The organism is Halomonas sp. 7T (assembly GCF_025643255.1).
GTDB lineage: Bacteria > Pseudomonadota > Gammaproteobacteria > Pseudomonadales > Halomonadaceae > Vreelandella.
The window spans coordinates 3,563,144-3,582,333 of sequence record NZ_CP087112.1; the positions used below are offsets into that span (position 1 = coordinate 3,563,144).

Below are 19,190 nucleotides of genomic sequence, written 5' to 3' on the forward strand. Positions count from 1 at the left end.
AATTGCCATGCGTCTAACTCGCAAAACAACATCCCCCAAAGCCTCCGGGCTGGGCATTTCCCGCCGCCAGTTTTTGCAGCGCACCGGCGCCGCCACAGGAGGCGTGGCGGCTGTCGGCTTTATGGGCGCGCCGATGATGCAGCGCGCTGAGTCGGCAGAAAAGACCCCGGTGCTGGATTCGCCGGTGGAAACCAAGCGCACGATTTGCTCGCACTGTTCGGTAGGCTGCGGCGTTTACGCTGAGGTTCAAGAAGGCATCTGGACTAAGCAAGAGCCCGCGTTTGATCACCCGATTAACCGCGGTGCCCACTGTGCCAAAGGGGCGTCGCTACGCCAGCACGGCCACTCCACCCGCCGCTTGAAGTACCCAATGAAGCTGGTGGCCGGTGAGTGGCAGCGCATGAGCTGGGATGACGCGGTCAACGAAATTGGTGACAAGCTACTTGAGCTGCGCGATGAACACGGCCCGGATAGCGTTTACTGGCTAGGCTCGGCGAAGTTCAATAACGAGCAGGCGTATCTGATGCGCAAGCTGGCCTCCATGTGGGGCACCAATAACACTGATCACCAAGCGCGTATCTGTCACTCCACCACGGTAGCGGGTGTGGCCAATACCTGGGGCTATGGAGCGATGACCAACTCGCTCAACGATATGCATAACAGCAAGGCGATTCTGTTCATTGGCTCTAACCCGAGTGAAGCTCACCCGGTGGCGATGCAGCATATCTTAATTGCTAAAGAGCGTAATAATTGCGACATCATTGTTGCCGATCCGCGCTTTACCCGCACGGCGGCCAAAGCTAATAAATATGTACGCCTGCGCCCAGGTTCCGACGTGGCCTACATTTGGGGGCTTTTGTGGCATATCTTTGAAAACGGCTGGGAAGATAGCGAATATATCAGCCAGCGCGTTTATGGCATGGACGAAGTCCGTGCTGAAGTGGCCCAATTTACCCCGAGCGTTGTTGAAGACATCACCGGCGTGCCGGAAGCAGAGATGTTCGATGTGGCCAAGCGTCTGTCGGACAACCGCCCAGGCTGCGTTGTGTGGTGTATGGGTGGCACCCAGCACACTACCGGTAACAACAATACCCGTGCTTACTGTATTTTAGAGCTGGCGCTTGGCAATATTGGTAAAGCCGGTGGCGGAGCTAACATTCTGCGTGGGCATGACAATGTACAAGGTGCCACTGACCTTGGCTTGGGCTGTGATTCCTTACCGGGCTATTACGGTTTGGCTGAAGGCGCTTGGCAGCACTGGACTAGCGTATGGGACGTTGACTATGAGTGGCTGAAAGGGCGCTTTGACGACACCGAATATGCCGACGGTAAACCTATGTATACCAGTGGTATTACGGTATCCCGCTGGGTGGATGGCGTGCTGGAAGAGGATGAAAACATCTCCCAGCGCACGGCGCTAAAAGCCATGTTCTACTGGGGCCACGCGGTTAACTCGCAAACCCGCGGCGTCGAAATGCAACAGGCGATGAAGAAACTTGAGATGATGGTCATTGTTGACCCTTATCCCACAGTTGCCGCCGTTATGCATGACCGTTCCGACGGCGTTTACTTACTGCCTGCAGCAACCCAGTTTGAAACCACGGGTAGCGTAACGGCCACCAACCGCTCTATTCAATGGCGCGATCAGGTCATTGAGCCGCTGTTTGAGTCAAAGCCTGACCACGAAATCATGTACTTGTTCGCCCGCAAACTGGGCTTTGGCAATGAGTTCGTCAAGAACTTCGAGATGAACGGCAACGAGCCGCTGATTGAAGATGTTCTGCGCGAAATCAATCGTGGAATGTGGACGGTGGGTTACACCGGCCAAAGCCCCGAGCGCCTCAAAGAGCACCAGAAAAACTGGCACACCTTCAGCTTTGAAAACCTGCGTGCCCAAGGTGGCCCCGCTGACGGCGACTACTACGGCTTGCCATGGCCCTGCTGGGGAACGCCGGAGTTTAACCATCCAGGCTCGCCCAATCTGTATGACACGAGCGTGCCGGTCATGGAAGGCGGCATGGGTTTCCGCGCCCGCTTTGGTATTGAGCGTGACGGCGTCAACTTGCTAGCTGAAGGCTCTGCACCGGTAGGCGGCGAGATTGACGATGGTTACCCCGAGTTTACCGACCAGCTGCTTAAAGATTTAGGCTGGTGGGACGACTTGACCGACGTCGAGAAACTAGCCGCTGAAGGTAGAAACTGGAAAACCGACCTCTCTGGCGGTATTCAGCGGGTAGCGATTGGCCGAGGGTGTGCGCCGTATGGCAACGCAAAAGCACGCGCCGTGGTGTGGACGTTCCCAGATGCTGTGCCGAAGCATCGCGAGCCGCTTTACACTACGCGACGTGATCTGGTTGAACGCTTCCCCACCTGGGACGATTTCGATTCCATCATGCGTCTTCCTACGCTGTATAAAACCATCCAGGATCGCGATAACAGCGCTGACTATCCGATTATTCTCACGTCGGGCCGATTGGTTGAGTACGAGGGCGGTGGTGAAGAGACGCGCTCCATGTCGTGGCTGGCGGAGCTTCAGCAGGAGATGTTTGTTGAGATCAATCCGGCTAATGCCAACGATCTAAGCATCAAAGATGGCGATGATGTCTGGGTTGAAGGTGCAGAAGGCGGGCGGGTAAAAGTTAAAGCCCTCATCACGCCTCGCGTTGATCGTAACGTTGCGTTTATGCCGTTCCACTTCGGCGGCATGTTCCAGGGTGAAAGCCTGCGCGACCGTTACCCGGACGGCTCTGATCCGTACATCATTGGTGAAGCCGCTAATACCGCCACCACGTATGGCTACGATCCGGTGACACTGATGCAAGAGACCAAGTGCACCATCTGCCGCATTGAGCGGGCTTAAGTCCCGACCGACCTGACAGTACTGCCGGTGTAGGCAAAGCCCACACCGGCAAGAGGAGAAGACCATGGCTCAAATGAAATTTATGTGTGACGCCGAACGCTGCATCGAATGCAACGGCTGCGTCACCGCGTGTAAAAATGCCAACGATGTTGAGTGGGGTATTCAGCGTCGTCGCGTGGTTACGCTGAACGACGGTGAAGCGAGTGAAATGTCTATCTCAGTGGCCTGTATGCACTGCGACGATGCGCCATGTATGGCAGTTTGCCCAACCGACTGCTTCTACAAAACCGATGACGGCATCGTGCTCCACGATAAAGACCTGTGCATCGGCTGTGGCTACTGCCTGTATGCCTGCCCCTTTGGTGCGCCCCAGTTCCCGCAACAAAACGCGTTTGGTGAGCGCGGCAAGATGGATAAATGCACCTTCTGCGCTGGCGGCCCTGCTGAGAGCAAAGAAGAGGAGTATGAGAAGTACGGCTCTAACCGTATTGCCGAAGGCAAGCTGCCCCTCTGTGCAGAGATGTGCTCCACCAAGGCGCTACTGGCGGGCGATGCCCAAGACGTGGCCGACATCTTCCGTCAGCGCGTGGTGCACCGTGGCCATAAAGACGGTGCCTGGTCCAACAACCCTCAGGCCAGTGCCGATAACCTAGCCTACGATGCTGCCCGTAAAGGGTGAGGAGGCGTGTCATGAACCTGTTGACTGCACAGGCACCCGCAGGGGTGCCGCGCTCAGGTAAAGGGCTCGCCCTGGGCATTTGGCGCCTTTTGGTGGTAGCGCTCGTACTGATGCTTAGCCTTGGTTTCACCCAGTTGGCGGTGGCCCAGGCGGATACAGACCGTGAAATGGTGACCGCTGCTCCTGGTATCAGCGCAGATCAGTGGCGTCAGGTGCGCAGTGGAGAAACGGGACCTAACTACCGCGACTCTCGTTTTGACAGTAACTACAATCTGATTAATTCGAGTGGTGAAACCTGGCGGCAGCTCCGTAACCGCTGGGTGTCGCCGTTTGGTTTAATTGCGATCGTTGGAATGATCGCGGTGATTGCGCTGTTCTACTTTATCGTTGGGCGAAAACATCTCGATGAACCGCGTACAGGGCGTAAGCTCTTTCGTTGGTCGCTACTAATGCGTTCGCTTCACTGGACAGTCGCTACCCTGTTTATCACCTTGGCGCTAACAGGGTTGAATCTGCTGTTTGGTAAGTTCGTGTTCCGTACGCTGTTTGGCGACGCCGTTTGGGCGTGGATGATCTCAGCGTCTAAAGTGCTGCATAACTACCTTGGCCCGATATTTGGTGTGCTACTGGTTGTGCTGTTAATCAGCTTGCTGAAAGACAACATTCCCAAGAAACATGACTGGGTATGGTTTAAAAAGGCAGGAGGGCTCACGGGTAAGCACCACCCTGATGCCGGGTTTGCTAACGGTGGTGAGAAAGCATGGTACTGGCTGTTGGCAACCGTCGGTTTGGTGGTGGTGGCGAGCGGTTTTGTCCTCGACTTCCCCAACTACGGCCAGGGCCGCGATACCATGCAGTGGGCAAACATTATCCATGCGGTGGGTGCGCTGGGTTTAACCGCCGTGGCACTTGGCCATATCTATATTGGTACGGTGGGAACCGAAGGGTCGCTTGAAGCTATGACCACGGGTTACGTCGATGAAACCTGGGCGAAAGAGCACCACAACCTATGGTACGAAGAAGTTAAAGACCAGGCGATTAGCGAAGAAGAGGTTGCCGCACGCAAGTCAGGTGACGGTCACGACGAAGCAGCCGCTTCTCGACCAAGCTAAAATGCGCTAAGTAACGCCCTTCGACACCGCCCATGGGCGGTGTCTTTTGTTATGCTGCCCGTAACACGCTTTCAAGAGGAATTGCTATGTCAACGTTTGACGAACTGGATACCGCTACGCGTACTGAGCTTGAAGCCGCCGCGTTTCGTCGCTTGCTGAAGCATCTAGACGACAATAAGGATGTTCAGAATATCGACCTGATGATCCTGGCGGATTTTTGCCGTAACTGTCTCTCTAAATGGCTGGTCACGGCGGCAGAGGAGCAGGGTGAAACGCTGGAGATGGAAGCCGCCCGTGAGTACGTTTATGGCATGCCCTACAGTGAGTGGAAAACGCACTATCAGGGCAAGGCTACGCCCGAACAGCTAGCGGCACTTGAGGCGCGTAACGCTCAGAAAAAAGCGAAGGAGTAGCTGATGGAAAGCATGGTGGGGTTAAACGTAGCGGTGTTGACGGTATCGGATACCCGCACTGAAGCGACCGATCGCAGCGGTCAGGCACTGGTAGAACGACTCACAGCCGCAGGCCACTCGCTGGCTGAAAAGCGCATTGTGCAAGATGACGTATATCAGATTCGTGCAGTGGTTGCTCAGTGGATTGCCGACCCCGACGTGCAGGTAGTGCTGACCACGGGGGGGACTGGCTTTACCGGCCGCGACTCCACCCCTGAAGCTGTCTCGGTGCTGCTCGATAAACGTATCGAAGGCTTTGGCGAACGCTTTCGTCAGCTAAGCGGCGATGAAATCGGCAGCTCCACGATTCAGAGCCGTGCGCTGGGTGGGTTTGCCAACGCCACTGTCGTGTTCTGTTTGCCCGGCTCAACCGGTGCCTGCCGCACGGGCTGGGATGGCATTCTGGCGGAACAGTTAGATAGCCGTCATAAGCCCTGCAACTTTGCTAACTTGGTGATTCCAGGCCGGGGGCAGCATGGCTGATTTACAGCCGATTGAAACGGCTCTTGAAGCGCTGCTAAAAGACGTAAACCCGCTCGACGCAGAGAGTATTGCGTTGGAGGCGGCTGCGGGCCGGGTGCTGGCGGAAGCCGTTACTGCACAGCTGGATGTGCCGCCGTTTGATAATAGCGCCATGGATGGTTATGCCCTGCGCGCTGTGGATGCGGGGCAGTGGCTGCCAGTGAGCCAGCGCATCGCGGCAGGCACCCCGGCACAAGCGCTGGCGCTGGGTAGCTGCGCGCGTATTTTTACCGGTGGCGAGATTCCCCCTGGGGCCGACTGCGTGGTGATGCAAGAGCGCGTCGAGGTGGACGGTGGGCGCGCCTTGATGCCTGCAGATATTCCCGCGGGGGATAATGTGCGCCGCCAAGGGCGCGACGTTAAAAGTGGCGCTGTGCTGCTGAGTGCCGGTGTGCGGCTGGAAGCGGCGGCGCTGGGCCACTTGGCCGGCCAGGGGATAACGCAGGTAAATGTGCGCCGTCGGCCCCGCGTGGCGCTGCTCTCCACCGGCGATGAGATTATTGACCCTGGCACGCCGTTAAAGCCCGGGCAGCTCTATAATTCAAACCGACCGATGCTGAAACGGCTGCTGGAAAATTTCGGCGCTGAGGTGGTTCAGCTGGTTAGCGTGCCGGATAACTACGCTCAAACCGTTGCGCTATTACACCAAGCTGCGGAGGAAGCCGATGTGGTGATTAGTACTGGCGGCGTTAGCGTGGGGGAAGAGGATCACGTTAAAGCGGCGCTTGAGGCGTTAGGCCAGTTGGATATGTGGAAGCTGGCGATTCGCCCTGGTAAGCCGCTGGCGCTGGGTCGTTTACCCCGCAAAGAGGGCAGTCAAGCACGCTTTGTAGGGCTTCCTGGGAACCCTGTGTCTAGTTTTGTGGGGGCATGGCTCTTCTTGCGGCCCTTGCTGGGCGCAATGCTGGTCTGCCCGGCACTGACATCACTGCCAGTGGTGACTGCGAAAGCCGGGTTTGCTACCTCTACAGGCCCACGGGAGCACTATATGCGCGTGACGCTGACATTCGCGCCCAGCGGGGTAACGGCAGCAGCCTTTGAGGATCAGAATTCCGGCGTGCTCTCTTCGTGTATTAACGCGGATGCCTTGGCGGTGATCCCGCCCAACAGCGACATCGCTAAGAATGATGCGATTCGCTGCTTATGGTTGGCGAGCTAAGGGGTAGGAAGGGAGAGGCATCAGCTTGCGCCCGTCCAGTAGCAGCACGAGTTGCTGCTGTTCAAACGTGAAGCCGCATAGTGCCGCTGCAAAACGTCGGGAAAGCAGTAGTTTAGGTAGTGGATAAAGCGTATTGGCTGGCAGTTTTTGCAGCGTGATGTCGCCGCTGACCCCCAATTGCCACGTGCTGTTTGGTTCGCGACCGGCCTGCGTGTGGGGGAGGGTGAGCCAGCAGCTAGGCGGTGGCTGTGGAGCGCTACTTTCATAGAGCAGCGCGTGGGCATTCGTGGTGTGCAAGGCGACTGGATGATCGGTCATGGCGAGCACATGGCACGCTTCTATAGCCGCGCGGTAAGGGCCGACGCAAAATAGCACCATCGCCACCTGGGGCTGTAGGGAGGACTCTTGAGGCTCACGCACCTTAGCCTAACCCCTGCTGGTAAGCACTGAATAAAGTTTCTGGGTTGAGCAGGGCAACGGCTTGTCGATCATCAATCGGCCACAGCGCGCTCACATAGGGGCGTAATGTGCTCGAAAGCGTATCAGGCGGCGTTTGCAGCATACGCTGGATGACGTCGCACACATCGTCTAACTGCTCTATACGCACGCCGCTACTCATGCCCGCTGCGCTGACTAATAAAATCATGCCGTTAGCCGGTTGCTCCGGTGCAGAAAGGCCGAGCAGCTGATGCAGGCTAATCACAGACTCAATGTTGCCTCGCAGGTGCAAGACGCCTTCCGTGGAGGCGGGTAACCCGGGTACGTAATAAACGGGCTGGTCGCTGGGTAAAATTTCGCTGATGGCGCTGCCGGGGAGTGCAAACCGCTGGCCGCTGAGTCGAAATAAGACAAGCTGCTGAGTGGGCTCTTCAACATCGACCACTGTCTTGTCATCGCTTTGTGACGCTAGTGCTTCCTCCAACGAGGCTCGATTGTCTGGGTTATCAGCGCTCATCGGCTGGCTCCGTCGATATCACTATCTGATTACGCCCTTGGTCTTTGGCAAGATAGAGCGCTTGGTCAGCGCTTAAGCGCATCGACTCGGTAGAAGGCTGCTCGGGGAAGCTGCTGATACCTGCGCTGAAGGTGCAACGAAATCGAATGTCACCGGCGTGGAAATCGACCAGCGCAAAGTCTTCGCGCAAACTGTTGATTAACGGGGCGGCTTTTTCTGCGTTGACGCCTTTCAACAGGACAACAAACTCTTCGCCACCGTAACGGCCAATAATGTCGGATAACCGTAGACGGCTTTTTAATAGCCTTGCCAACGTGATGATGACTTGGTCGCCCGCTAAATGACCGTGGGTGTCGTTAACCTGCTTGAAGTGATCGATATCGATCATTGCCATTGCGTGTTCGCTATTTTCCCGGTGCGCCTGGGCAAGGGTTTTATTGATCAGCTCAGTGGTGGTGCTGTGGTTATACAAGCCTGTCATGCTATCGCGGGTCATTAATGAGCGTAGCAGGCGCAGGCGTTCAGCACGCAGGCGTACGGCAGAGACCAGTTCTTCGGGTTGCACAGGTTTAGTGAGAAAAGCTTCAACACCCGCAGACATCGCGGAGATCTGTTTTTGACTGTCGGTTTCACTCGAGAGATAGATGATCGGTAGCCCCAGGTACTCCGGCTGCTGACGAATAATGGTCGCCAGTTCTTCCCCTGAGCACACCGGCATATACACATCGACCAGCAGTAAATCAGGACTAAAGCGCTCCATCGTGGTGAGTGCATCGGCAGGATGATGCACTTGTTGAGCCATCATACCGCCCTCTTCAAGTAGCAAGGCGTGGTAAGCGGCGACTTCAGGCTCGTCATCTACCACAAGCACCTTGAGCGGCTCTTCTACAGCTGGGGCGGTGAGTTCGTCTACCGCCAACATAAGATCCAGTGGTTTGACCGGCTTGATGAAGTAACCATTGCAACCTGCGCGAGCGGCGCTCAGTCGCGAATGAAAATCGCTGTGGGCGGACAGAACGATCGCTGGCAGGGGCTGGTCAGTTAACTTGTTCAGGCTGGCCAGGGTTTCCGTGCCAGCTGTTTGGCCCTGGGGAAACTGCACATCCATAATGACTGCATCAGGGCGACGCGTGAGCACGGCGTTAAAGAACGTTTCTGTATCGAGGAAATGCACCACCTCATGGCCAAAACAGCGCAAGTGATGAATCAGTTGATCGACCTGTTCGGGCTCATCGTCGCAAAGATAAATTAACCGCTGGCGCTTGTTGCGTAATGGCTCAACTGGGTTGGTAAGCTCGAAGCTGTGCACGGCCGCCAGCGCTTTCTGTTGGCCACTGTGTGAACACAGGTGCTGCTGCTCACGCTTTAGCTGAAGCAGCAGTTGGCTAATATAGGTGTCGAGATCCGTGCGAGGCAGCGACGCAGTGAGCGCCTCTTCTGCTTGGTCTGCCAGAAGGGCAAGCCGTTCAAAGCCCAGCGATCTCCCGGTTCCTTTCAGGCTATGAAAGAAGCGGTGCAGCTCCGGGGCAAGTCGCGTTTGCTCTTCCGCCGACGTGCGGCTCTGCTGCCACAACTCAGCGGTTTGCGCTAAGCGGTTCGGAAGCTGCTCAATAAAACGCTCACGCAGCTGATTGAGCTTTTCGTGCAGCGAGGGGGCGGGCTGAGACATCAAACTACCTACGTGATTGGTCGAAAGCGGCGATCCGTTCCATTTTATCCATTCCATCGCAACGAACACTGTTTAGGAGCATGCCTTAGCCATCGAGCGCCTGTTTTACGGCGGCAGCTAAGGTATCTGCCAGCTCGGCATCTTTGCACAAACAGGCCGTTAGGCCCGGCGTTTGCTGTAGTGTTTCACTCGGGGTATCTCCGGTAAGTAAAATAAACGGTAGATGGTTGCCTTGCTCACGCAGCATTGCAAGAAGTTCGGTGCCGCTGACCAAGGGCATGTGCATATCGCTGACAATCAACACGATATCGCTGTGCGTGTCTAGTTGCTCGACGGCGTCCATCGCGTCATGAGCCAGAAGGGTGTTATGCCCCTGAGACTCAAGCAGTGCCGCCGTCATTTCCCCCGCAAGCGGATCGTCGTCTATGACTAGAATATGCATCCGTATCCTCTTGATGGTTATGGATGGTTATGTAAGTGGGGCAGGCCGTTAGCCCAGCAGGGCCTGTAGCGTCTCTACTAAATTGTTTTGATCAAAACTGCCCTTGACGATATAGGCATCAGCACCGACCTCAATACCGCGCCGTCGATCCGTTTCTTTCTCACGGGAGGTAATGATGATAATGGGCCGATAACGATAAATCTCATTTTCGCGCAGTCGGGCAGTCAGCGCAAAGCCATCCATAACCGGCATCTCGATGTCGGTAAGCACCGCGTCAAACGGTTCCGCCAGCGCTTTGGCTAATCCCTCGCGACCGTTTTCGGCCAGGGTGACGTGATAGCCCCACGCTTCCAGCACATCTTTTTCGATTTCGCGGGTATTCAGTGAGTCGTCGACCACTAAAACGCGCTTTGTGAGGGGGGTTAGGCGCTGATCGCTACTCTTGCGTTGGGTATTGTGCTGGCTAGCCTCCAGCAACGCGGGGATGTGAAGTAGGCTCACCAACGCATTTCGCCCTATGGTCACCATACCTGAGACCAGTGGTAAGTGGCGTAGATGCGCAGGCAGCGGCTTGATCACCATATCGCGTTCGTCAATCAGAGCATCAATCATTAAGGCAAGCTTCTGATGGCGAAGGTGGACAACCAGCAGTAGCGTGTTCTCAGTGACGGGCATCGTTTCTGGTAACTCAAGCAGCTGCGCCAGTGAGACAACGGGAACAAACTCGTTGCGTAAAATCAACGTTCGCTGACCAGCGGCGTCAATGAAGGATTCCGATGCACACTCCACCAGCTCTGACACGTATGGTGCGGTTACCCCGAGGGTGACACCGCTAACGCTGATCAGCAGCACCCGCATCATCGCCAACGACAGCGGCAGGCGCAGCGTAAAGCGAGTGCCGCGGCCGTGATCACTGGCAAGCTGCAAGTCGCCGTTAAGCTCGTCCACCACGGTGCGTTTAACGACGTCCATGCCCACGCCGCGCCCTGAAAAGTCGGTAATCATGCTTTTGGTCGAGAAGCCGGGTAGAAAAATAAGTTCTAGGGTCTCCTGCTCACTCAGAGTGTTCAGCTGCTCCTCACTGACCAGCTGTTTAACGAGTGCTTTTTGACGCACCGTGTCCAGTGCAATACCGGCGCCGTCGTCATGCATCTCTACCACCACCCAGTCAGCATCTTGCCACGCTTCAATCACCAGCTGTCCACGAAGCGCTTTACCCGATGCTTGGCGCTCAGCGGGCGGTTCTAAACCGTGATCCAAGGCATTACGCAGCAGGTGAATGAGCGGGTCTGACAGGCGGTCAATCATTTGGCGGTCCAGCTCGATTTCACCGCCGCGCACACGGCAATCAACCTGTTTGCCCAGTGAGTGAGCCAATTCACGGGACATATGCGCGAGCGGGTCGAATACCACGCTGAGCGGCAGCATGCGCATTTGCAGCGCTCGGTCGTGTAGGTCGCTCATCAGCGCGTCGTGACTTAACACGCTGTCTTTCAGCTCTCGGTGAAAGGCATGAAAGGGGGACTGCTGAGCCGCAGGAAGCGTGGTGCTTAGCGCTCGCGCTTGCTCTACGAGGGTGTGTAAGTGGTGGTGCCCCGAAAGCACTTCCCCCATCAAGCGGATAACATCGTCAAGTCGATCCAAGCGTACCCGCACGGTATCGCTGAGACGTAGCTCGGTTTCGGGTGCCGCCACGGTTGAGGGAGCAGGCGCCGGCGCCGGTGAATCCGCAAGGGGAGAGGGGGACTGAGGGGCGGTCTGCCCGCGAGCCGCTTGTTCCAGGGCGCTACACAGTGACTCATCCGCTGCGGGCAAGTCGTCGCCTGTCGCCCCATCAGCGAGCTGGCTGACGAAGTCAGAAAGCCCGTCAACCGCCTGGCGGAGAAGACTAGTTACCGTCGGCGACGTGTCGAGCGTGCCATCGCGCAGTGCACTGAGCAGCTCTTCGGTGCTATGCGCCAGGGCCGTAATGGGCGTCAGTTTCAGCATGCGCGACGAGCCTTTCAGCGTATGTGCCGCGCGAAATAGCTCGTTGATCTGCTCCCGATCAGCGTCACCCTGCTCTAATGCGTTGATGCCTTCGCGTAGACGCGGCAGATGGTCGGCGGCCTCTTCCACAAAGCGCTGTACAAAGCGGCGAATATCCAGCGCCATATCAAGTCACTCCCTGTGTGGCGCCGGTAGCTCCCAGCGTGCTGTTAACCGCGTCTAGATAGCGCTCAGCAAGAAAACGCGCATCACCGGGGGGGAGCGGTGGGGCGATAGTGGCTAATCCTCCGCTGGAAGCGGGGGCGGTGGTTAACAAACGTACTACGGCGGCATAGCGCTGCCGACGCTGCAATGGATCGTCGCTCAGCTCGCCTTGGCGATATAGTTCCGCTAAATAGAAGTGCGCCGGCCAGCACTCTGGGGCGGCGTAAATGGCCCTTTTAAAATAGTCGTGGGCGCGCTGAGGCTGCTGCTGCCAACGGGCAACTAGCCCGCTTAGCACCAGGGCGTCGATAGACCACGGCTGTTGCTTAAGCAGCGTTTCAAGCAGCGTAGCGGCGTCGTCAAACGCATTTTGGTTTAGCAACTGGTGGGCGTTATGCAGTGGGTGGTCCATGCTGCCCGCTGCGGTAGTGTCCGACGCAGCGTTTAGCGCCGCTTGTTCAGGCGGCGTAGCGGGTGCTAAGCCAGTGCTATGGGGGGGCTCTTGCGTTTTTCCAGCGCTTTCATCGTGATCAAAAAGGGCATCAGGCGCGGCCTCCACCAAGGCCGAGGAGAGTGGCGATGGGGGCGCGGGGCGCTGTGTATGGCGAAAGTAAAAAATGCCCTGATCTTCGACCAGTTCAAACACACCGAGATCGTTGCCCAAAGTTTCGGTGATGCCGCAGAGTAAGATGCCATTCGGCGCTAGTAACGGGCTAAGCTGCTGATGAATACGCCGTCGCGTCTGCTGGTCGAAGTAGATCGACACATTGCGGAACAGAATGACATCAAAAGGGCCGCCAGGAGGGCTCTCGTTGGCGTTAAGGAGGTTAAACGGGCAAAAGGTGACCCACTGACGTAGCGATTCGTGCAGCTTGAAGCGACCCTGGAAAGGGCTAAAGTAACGCGCTTTGAAGTCAGGCGAGAGGGCGCGAAACGCCATGCCGCCGTACACCGCCTGACGCGCCTTGGCGAGGATGTGATGATCGAGGTCGCCGCCGGTGAGCGTAAACAGTGTCTTGGCGCGCTCGCCAAAGCGTTCAAATAGCATCATCGCTACGCTATAGGGCTCTTCACCGGAAGAGCAGCCAGCGCTAAAGATAGAGAGCGGCGGCTCCTGTGCGGCTAAACGTTCAGGTAAATAGGTGTTGATTAACCACTCCAGGGCATCTGGTTCGCGACAAAAATAGGTTTCGTTGACCGTTAATTGGCTGACAAAGTGATTGAAAAGCGCCGTGTCGCGGGTTAACTGTTTGAGAAGCTGAGGAGTGTCGGTTATTCCTGTCGAGGCTTGTAGGTTAGTGACCGCTCGGAAAAGCCGGGCTTCGGCCAACCCTTCTAGGTGTAAACCGCAGCGCTGGTGTACCAGGGTTTTAAATGAGGCAAGCGCGCTCATGCGAGAGGCTCCGGTCGGCTTAGATAGCCGCGTACATACCACAAGAGTCGCTCCGCTAGGCTGTCGAGTGGTAGCTCATAGTGAATAACGCCCGCTCGAACGGCTTCCTGGTTCATACCGTAAATCACCGAACTGGCTTCATCTTGTGCCAATGTAGTGCCGCCTGCCTGATAAATAGCGCGCATGCCGTTCACGCCATCGCGGCCCATGCCGGTCAAAATAATACCAATGGCATCTCTGCCATACACCTGGGCAATGCTCTGTAGTAGAGCATCACAGCTAGGGTGATACAGAGCGTTTTCAGGGCTGGACTGAAGCTGAAACCGGTGGTGGTGGGAGATGCACAAATCACGCTCTGAAGGGGATAAGTAAATGTGCCCAGGGCGGATTTGCTCGCCCTCTTTGCCCACACTGACCGGCATGGCGCACAGTGAGGCTAGCCACTGCGCCATGCCATCGATAAACCCATGACTAATATGCTGGGCGATGATAATGGGTATTGGAAAACCGGCGGGTAACGTTCGCAGCAGGCGTACTAAGGCTTGCGGGCCACCGGTTGAGCAAGCAATGGCGATCACATGCTGGTAGTCCCTCTGCACGTCCGGTGGAGGAGCGGGCAAGTTAGGTAGGGTGGCGCGGGGGGCATGTGTTGTGGCGCGTCGCCTGAGTCGTGTGATTACCGCGACGCCGGCAAGCAGACGAACACGCTCTAAAAAGCGCTCGGCGTCGGCCCCTTCTAGTGTGGGTTTAGGCATGACTTCTAGGGCGCCCACCTCCAGCGCTTGATACGCGGTTTCTGCATCAGAGCGGTCACTCACTACCAGTATGGGGACGCCCTTGCTGTACATGATCTCTTCGATAGCGCTTAAACCGTCCATTACCGGCATGTTGAGATCCATGGTGACCAGCTGAGGCGCAAGGCGTTTGGCCAGTTCAACCGCTTCACGGCCGTTCGTGGCTTCGCCTACCACCTCAATGTCCTCCGCTCGGCTAAGGATATCGCGTAGCACCTCGCGGGCTACTTGGCTGTCGTCGGCAATGACTACCCGAATCACACTCATCCGGTATCCTTATCAGCGGTCTTGATGGGTAAGGGTGAACTCCTTCACCAGCGCGTTAAGCTCAGCCGACATTTGAATCATATCTTGGCTGATATCGGTAATGCTGCGCACCGAGTGTGCGTTGCGTGAGCTGGCGGTATCAATGTCGCGCAGCGCCATCACCACTTGGCTACTGGCGGTTTTTTGTTGCTGGGTAGAGAGCGAAATCTGCTGGGCGGCGCTGCTGGTTTGACTGGCCGCTTTAAGCAGCGCGTCCAGATCTTGGGCCGTGCTCAGGCTGGCTTCAACGCCCTGCTCGATGGAAGCGGCACCTTTCTCAGACGCCACCACCAAACGATTGATCGCCGTCTGGATATCGTCGGTATGTGCTTCAATTTCTTGGGTCGAGTCCGTGACGCTGTCGGCTAAACGACGTATCTCGCTGGCAACGACTGAAAAGCGCCGCCCCGACTCCCCCGCGCTTGAGGCTTCCAGTGCGGCATTGAAGGCGATCAGCTTTGTCTGGGCGGCCAACGTGTTGATCAACTCCATGACTTTGTTAATCTGCTTGGATTTCGCTCCCAGGGTCATGATCTCGGTCAGACTCTGCTCGCTGTCGCTGCGTATGTCCTGCATTTTTGACTGTAGCAGCTGCATGGCCGCGCTGCCTTTACGACTGCGTTCTAACGTCTGGTTGGCCACGTCGACGACCGACTGGGAGTGGTCAGCGATTTGCGTGGATGAGGTAGAAAGCTCTTCCATGGTGGAAGTGATTTCAGCCACGGAAGAGGCCATCTCTTCAACGGCGGCCGCCATGGTTTGGCTTGCTTCATTATCAATATCGCTGCCGTGCACGCCGGAAAGCCCCGCCGTTTTTGCCAGCCGGTCGGCGACGTGCGTTAACGCCACCGCGTTCTTGGCCACCGCCGCGATAGCACGGGAGAGGCGTTCAAGGAGTTCGTTGGTTTGATGGGCTAGGTCGCCAAGCTCGGAATTATCGTCGGTACTGACGCGCCGCGAGAGGTCCAAACTGAGGGTGATATCTTTTAGCTGGCGCTGAAAGTCAAGCAGGGGGCGCGTCAGGCTGCCCGTCAGCGGGTAGAGAATCAGCAATCCGATAAGTAAAATGAGCAGCCCTAATCCGCTAGACTCTAAAAAGCGTTCCCGAGTGGAGGTCAAATAACTCTCTTTCTCGACTTCCACCATGAGGTAGCGCTGCAGTTCGGGTAGCCAGCGAGTACTGATTAACAGCGTTTGGCCATCGCGCTCAATCTCTTGTACCTGGAGGTATTCATCAGGCCGCAGGCGCTGCGACGTTTGGTCTGGTAAGAGCTCGGACGTGGTGATGTCCCCATCGCTGCGAATGAGCAGCTCTCCTTCTGCGCTGATTAGGGAGGCGCGTCCGGTGTCACCCAAGCGGAAGTCGTTAATGAGGGTGGCCATTTGGGAGAGATCCAACCCCGCGCCCGCCACTATTAATGGCAGGCCGTTGGCGGTGTTAGCCGTGCTACGGTAGTTAACGTATACAAAAGCATCGTCAGGTGAAAACGTATCGCTATCTAAATTCAACTCGTAGGCGTTCTCGCTTTCAATAAAGCGGTAGTACCAATCATCCTCACTGCCGGGCGGCTGGATAATACGCTGCAGAAGTTCGCCATTGCGCAGTTGAATATAGTAGCCCCGCCCTTGGTATTGAGCGGCGATAAACAGCAGTTCGGTGTCTATCTGCTCCATCAAGCGCCCAAGGTAACGGGTAATGTCAGCTTGGTCTGCTTCAGGCAATCCGTCGCGAACCCACTCTTCAATAAAGTAACTATTGGCCAAGCTTTGGGAAATAGCGAGATTTTGACTGAGATTGAGATTGATATGTGCGGCTAGCCCCTCGACCTGGGCCGGTAACTCTTCGTTAATCAGGTAATTGAGTCGCGCTTGGCCGTAGGAGCGCGCTTGAAGATAGAGTGCCAGGAGCATGGCGAGGGCGAGGACGATGCCAAAGGAGAGAAATAATCGAAGCCGTAAAGGTAGAGATTTCCAGCGCGCCATCATGTTTGCCATTGCTCCAAAGTAAACGGTGGCCCTGAAGCCGCAGCGGCATGTAGCTTTAACGCTGTTAGGTAACGCTCAGGGTAAAGAGGGTGAAGGGGAGTGCCCCCACTACTTATGAAAGCGACTTGTGAACGTCGTGCTTATCACCGTGCCCATCAGTAGTACCAACGATTTCAGCCTTTTTAATGCGTAATGTCTAGTGCTAATCAGTTGAATGGGGTACGCCTATTTATACGATCGCGTGGGGAATAAAGCATGACGTGTCTTTGGTAATGCGCCCCACATCCTCACGAATGCCCATGCCGCAGGCACGGTCACCCACTACCCAACTGCCGACTAACGCGTGCTTATCACCAAAGCGAGGCAGGCTGTGGTAGGCCTGGCGTATCCACGGGCTGTCGGTGTAGGGGCCGCCGACAGTCTGTTGCTCACCTGAAGGCGTGATTAAGCTTATATTGCTGCCTTCCCGTGAGAAGAACGGCTTACGCACCCATCCTGCGGCGAGTGGGGCGCTGGCATCGTCCTCGAAAAACGCTGGCAGCAGATTGGGGTGGCCTTCAAAGCGTTCCCATAGCAGTGGCAAAATGCCTTTGTTAGACAAGATTGCTTTCCAGGGTGGCTCGAACCAGTGGGTGTCGAGCAGCGGCAACTGCCTGCCAAATGTATCGTCAGCCATCTCTTCCCAGGGGTAGAGTTTGAAAATAGCGGTAATCGGCTGATGGTCTAAATCGACAAAATGACGAGCACCTGGCTGTAGACCGATGTCATCGGTATAAATAAACGGCGCATTAAGCCCTGCCTGTAGCGCAATGTCCTGCAAGTAGCTGACCGTTGCCCGCTCTTCATCGCTGCCTTTTACACAGGAGAAGTAAAGAGTACGCCCTTCCAGCCGGTCGCCTAAGTGCGCCATGGCGTTAATTAGCCGCTCTTGAATCGAGTTGTACTGGTCAGCTTGCCGGGGAAGAAGGCCCTGCTCAATGGCTTGCTCAAGCCACACCCACTGGAAAAAACCCGCTTCATAAAGCGAGGTGGGCGTATCGTAATTCAGCTCTAACAGCTTAGCTGGGCCGTTACCGGAGTAGGCAAAGTCCATTCGTCCATAGAGGGGCGGCTGACCCGCTTTCCAGGAGTGATGAATGGTGTCCCACATAAATTCAGGAATCGCTAAGCGCTGCATTAACGCATTGGAGTGGCAGACCTTGTCGACCAACTCCATGCACATTTCATGCAGCGCTTCAGTAGGGGACTCAATGTCCTGTTCAACCTGCTCCAGGGTGAACTGGTAATAGGCGTCCTCTTTCCAGTAAGGCGCACCATCAATGGTGTGAAAATGAAACCCTAGCTCGTTAGCTAGGGTTTTCCACGCTCTACGTTCGGGTATATCGACCCGCAGCATAGCGGCTCCTCAGCGACTGGTTATGAGCCCCAAGAGGCTGAGCGTGTGCCTAGGCCTCGGCGCGTCGTTGCTTGGCGATTCTGAACTACTGAGCTACGCATGGCCTCATTGCGCTGGTTAACGCGCTGCGTTGCCTGGTTGGCGGCGGCGTTCCAGTTGCCTTGGTTCTGGCGATTACGGTAAACCGGCTCTTGATACACCCGCTCTATAGAGCGGCCACGGTTAGTGTTGGATAGCATGCTGCCCATCATGTAACCCATCATGGCGGGCATAAACCAGCTGCCGCCCCCGCCGGTAGCTTCGGCTTGCTCCTCGTTAGGTGCCGTGCAAGCGCCTTCACCGTGCTCTGCTTCGCAGGCCTCTAGTGTGTCAAAACGGGGAACTGACTCTAGCGATGCAGCGTGAGCATCTTCGCAGGCGCTGCGGGTATAAACGTTGGCGGCCACGCACTCTTCAACGCTTTGAAAGCTTCTGGGTTCATCGAAGCTGACCTCGGTCACGTGCTCATCAGGCGCTGGCTCAACACACGCGGTTAAGCCAAAGGCGCTGGTGCCCATCATTGCCAGGGTCAGGCGGGCGCTGCGCTTGCGACGGGGTAACTGTGCCGGGTGGTTATGCGTATCCAATGTCACTCTCCTTTACCACGTCATCGAGGCTGCGTTGATCAAGCCGACCGCAATAGAAATGCTGCCTACTAGAGTGCCGTAGGCTTGGTGGCCTTCGTTAATATGCTGGGAAAGGCTTTCGCCCTGCTGGCGTAGAAACAGCTTCAATCCGAAGAAGGTGGCTAACTGAACACCGAAGGCAATAATGCCCCAAAGGATAAAGTCGATATAGCTGACAGAGTTCGCCATGGCGCTATAGAGCGGAATGGTAAAGCCTAAAATAGAGCCACCGTAGGCGCGTGCGGCCGCGGCGTTGCCTTCACGTATTAGCGTCCATTCGTGGTGAGGCGTAATGCGGCTGTAGCAGTACATAAAGGCGACTAGCAGCCCAAGAGCGCCTATTAAGTAGGCAAGAAAATGCGGTAACCCTTGTAAGTAATGCAACATAGCGACGCGCTTCCCTATAACTAGATGGACGATGTGTATTGTGACATAGCTGAGCCACGCTGCGGTAAAACCCCATCAAGTTTGTTTAACACGCTTAATTAGGGCTTTTGATGATGCTAGACACTACGCTTGTGCTCCCTACCTAGGGCGTAAAGGAGGGTACACTGCTCCGCTTAGGTAATGAAAACAGGGTTAAAGAGTGATAATAAAGGATGAGGCT

Annotated in this window: 17 protein-coding genes; 6 read left to right on the top strand and 11 right to left on the bottom strand. The window is 56.1% G+C overall.

Going from position 1 to position 19,190, the window contains the following annotated elements; translation table 11 throughout:
* Positions 1-7 precede the first annotated feature (7 nt).
* The 6 genes from LOS15_RS16625 to glp all read left to right on the top strand — a co-directional run bounded on the left by LOS15_RS16625 (position 8) and on the right by glp (position 6,784).
* The gene (locus tag LOS15_RS16625; RefSeq protein ID WP_263067183.1) at positions 8-2,860 is read left to right on the top strand and encodes a molybdopterin-dependent oxidoreductase; all 2,853 of its coding nucleotides are present in this window, start codon (positions 8-10) and stop codon (positions 2,858-2,860) included.
* Positions 2,861-2,924: 64 nt separating this feature from the next.
* Positions 2,925-3,539, top strand: coding sequence for a formate dehydrogenase FDH3 subunit beta (gene fdh3B, locus LOS15_RS16630; RefSeq protein WP_263067185.1), 615 nt, complete (start codon positions 2,925-2,927; stop codon positions 3,537-3,539).
* An 11-nt stretch (positions 3,540-3,550) separates the two neighbouring features.
* Entirely contained in the window at positions 3,551-4,651 is a 1,101-nt protein-coding gene (locus tag LOS15_RS16635) for a formate dehydrogenase subunit gamma (RefSeq protein WP_263067186.1), read from the top strand.
* Between the two features lie 86 nt (positions 4,652-4,737).
* Complete coding sequence (locus LOS15_RS16640; protein ID WP_263067187.1) at positions 4,738-5,064, top strand: DUF1244 domain-containing protein; 327 nt, start codon at positions 4,738-4,740, stop codon at positions 5,062-5,064.
* Between the two features lie 3 nt (positions 5,065-5,067).
* On the top strand, positions 5,068-5,586 hold the full coding sequence (moaB, locus tag LOS15_RS16645; protein WP_263067188.1) for a molybdenum cofactor biosynthesis protein B: 519 nt from the start codon (positions 5,068-5,070) through the stop codon (positions 5,584-5,586).
* On the top strand, positions 5,579-6,784 hold the full coding sequence (gene glp, locus LOS15_RS16650) for a gephyrin-like molybdotransferase Glp (RefSeq protein ID WP_263067189.1): 1,206 nt from the start codon (positions 5,579-5,581) through the stop codon (positions 6,782-6,784). Before moaB ends, glp begins: the two co-directional genes overlap by 8 nt.
* On the opposite strand, the gene LOS15_RS16655 is transcribed toward glp, so the two are convergent.
* From LOS15_RS16655 to LOS15_RS16705, 11 genes are all read right to left on the bottom strand, one after another.
* Positions 6,767-7,204, bottom strand: coding sequence for a hypothetical protein (locus LOS15_RS16655; RefSeq protein ID WP_263067190.1), 438 nt, complete (start codon positions 7,202-7,204; stop codon positions 6,767-6,769). The two genes, glp and LOS15_RS16655, sit on opposite strands and share 18 nt — an antisense overlap.
* 1 nt (position 7,205) lies before the next feature.
* On the bottom strand, positions 7,206-7,739 hold the full coding sequence (locus LOS15_RS16660) for a chemotaxis protein CheW (protein WP_263067191.1): 534 nt from the start codon (positions 7,737-7,739) through the stop codon (positions 7,206-7,208).
* Positions 7,729-9,408, bottom strand: a complete 1,680-nt coding sequence (locus LOS15_RS16665; protein WP_263067193.1) for a diguanylate cyclase — start codon at positions 9,406-9,408, stop codon at positions 7,729-7,731. Before LOS15_RS16665 ends, LOS15_RS16660 begins: the two co-directional genes overlap by 11 nt.
* Before the next feature lie 85 nt (positions 9,409-9,493).
* Positions 9,494-9,850, bottom strand: a complete 357-nt coding sequence (locus LOS15_RS16670) for a response regulator (protein ID WP_263067195.1) — start codon at positions 9,848-9,850, stop codon at positions 9,494-9,496.
* A 48-nt stretch (positions 9,851-9,898) separates the two neighbouring features.
* Positions 9,899-12,004: a response regulator gene (locus tag LOS15_RS16675; protein WP_263067197.1), complete on the bottom strand. Its 2,106-nt coding sequence runs from the start codon at positions 12,002-12,004 to the stop codon at positions 9,899-9,901.
* Between the two features lies 1 nt (position 12,005).
* Positions 12,006-13,436: a CheR family methyltransferase gene (locus LOS15_RS16680; RefSeq protein ID WP_263067198.1), complete on the bottom strand. Its 1,431-nt coding sequence runs from the start codon at positions 13,434-13,436 to the stop codon at positions 12,006-12,008.
* Entirely contained in the window at positions 13,433-14,497 is a 1,065-nt protein-coding gene (cheB, locus tag LOS15_RS16685; RefSeq protein WP_263067199.1) for a chemotaxis-specific protein-glutamate methyltransferase CheB, read from the bottom strand. Before cheB ends, LOS15_RS16680 begins: the two co-directional genes overlap by 4 nt.
* A gap of 12 nt (positions 14,498-14,509) precedes the next feature.
* Positions 14,510-16,522, bottom strand: a complete 2,013-nt coding sequence (locus tag LOS15_RS16690) for a methyl-accepting chemotaxis protein (protein WP_263069772.1) — start codon at positions 16,520-16,522, stop codon at positions 14,510-14,512.
* Positions 16,523-16,751: 229 nt separating this feature from the next.
* Positions 16,752-17,918: a glutathionylspermidine synthase family protein gene (locus tag LOS15_RS16695; protein ID WP_263067201.1), complete on the bottom strand. Its 1,167-nt coding sequence runs from the start codon at positions 17,916-17,918 to the stop codon at positions 16,752-16,754.
* Between the two features lie 20 nt (positions 17,919-17,938).
* A complete protein-coding gene (locus LOS15_RS16700; RefSeq protein ID WP_263067203.1) occupies positions 17,939-18,544 on the bottom strand; it encodes a DUF1190 domain-containing protein in 606 nt (201 codons plus the stop codon).
* A gap of 12 nt (positions 18,545-18,556) precedes the next feature.
* Positions 18,557-18,970, bottom strand: a complete 414-nt coding sequence (locus LOS15_RS16705; protein WP_263067204.1) for a DUF350 domain-containing protein — start codon at positions 18,968-18,970, stop codon at positions 18,557-18,559.
* Positions 18,971-19,190: the final 220 nt, after the last annotated feature.